The sequence below is a fragment of the Bradyrhizobium sp. Crot121 genome, assembly GCF_059512385.1.
This window is the reverse complement of record NZ_JCAMOR010000233.1, coordinates 1-1,510: the sequence shown is the minus strand read 5'-3', so window position 1 is coordinate 1,510 and position 1,510 is coordinate 1. Positions and strand designations below refer to the sequence as shown.

Annotated in this window: 1 pseudogene; it reads right to left on the bottom strand. The window is 59.6% G+C overall.

The annotated features are described in order from the left end of the window. Positions 1–1,075: 1,075 nt before the first annotated feature. Positions 1,076–1,303, bottom strand: a pseudogene (locus AC5ZGW_RS46230) (transposase); the annotation flags it as partial. Positions 1,304–1,510: the final 207 nt, after the last annotated feature.

Here is a 1,510-nt window from a genome sequence, read left to right as displayed (position 1 = left end):
GTCTGTCATGCTGACAGCGGGTGATTTCGGTCCAGGTCATCTGCTTCTCCGATGGCTTCGAACACCTTCGAAGAATCCACAACCAGTTGAAATCACCCAACTTTAATTTCCGGTCGGGCTCTTAAGAAGATGAGACCCTCCTTCCTCTCGCCATGGCCCCTCTCGGTCATGCTCCCGGCGACTCGCTCTCGCAGATCGCCGCGCCAGTCGCCGCGTGTTCACCCCCCTCGGTCACGCCAGTGGTCGATCCGTTCGGGTCGGCGCCCCCGAACATCCTGGCGGTCTCGAATAGACTGCAGGATGAGATCCAACAACTCTTCGCGCGTTCGGATCCGGTCCCTCAGAAGATGCCGCACGCCGCGCTCCTCATCGAGACGGCTGTCGCTCCATCCCTTAGCCAAGGCGGAGCTTGTTGTCGGGTGAATTGCAGTTGCAGATACAGCAATTGCGACAACTGCGCCGGCAACCTGGGGCAGCCGCGTCATTGCGCCTCCTTATCGTAATGAGGACAAGGCCCGAAGACGGACCTGTTTCGCAGCCGCTCAGCGCAGCTGACCATTACTTCTATCCGTGCCCTGCAGCCGCGGCATTGATACACATCAATCGCTCGTTATTCGATCGGGCGTCCAAGTTGGCCCTTATCAAGCACACGATTCACCGGATTCCGATCGCTGCAGCTGGGCGGCTCTGTGGTCCTGCGGAACGTATATGACGGTCGCCGCCCTGTCCGCTTGCGCGCATGAGGGAAGGCTGATCAACCGCCCCGCCGGTCCGATCGCGATGGGAGACTCGTAACGCTTGTTTCTGGGACTTATCTGCAACGTCGACGCTTTTCGGAGGCGAAATATCTAAAATCATCTTCAAGTTTGATCTCGGGTTCGCCTACCAGCAATGACGCTGTCCCAATGCATCCACTCTGCTTTCTCTTTGTCGCCGCGATGCTGCCCGAATCGGAAGGCTATTGACGCGCTCACAACGCTCCTTGCGTTGTACCTGGCGAAGCTCGCTCCATCCCTTCAGCCCCCAACCCCAGGGTGGAGCGAGTGTCCAGCAGTGCAGCGTCTGTCCTTCGCTGGTCGATCATTTGCACAGCGGTATCATTTGCGCCTGCCAGGACGTTGATAATCGCGGCCCACACAGCCTGCCCGTCGCCAACGAACGCAGCGATTGTAGCAGGTAGTGTATGGGCCGGAGGCGTCAGGTAGATCGCGCCATGGTGCCCCGGATCGTAAGACCCAGAAGATGCCGTTGAGTGCACGGCGGTCATTCACCCGCGGTACGCCGCCGGCTTGTTCGGCAACATTGGCTTGATGGCAGCCCACTCCGTAAGCCTCCGGCGAGGCTTTCAATTACCCACAAATTCTACTCCGACCATGGCGCCGAGCGCGATGTCAGTGAGGCGTGACAGCCCGCGCCACATGACGGTATTGCCAGGCGGCGGATCGCTGGCGCGGGCGAGATAACCGCCGAGCCGGGCGATCTTGATCAGATAGTGCGAGAGCGTTTTCTG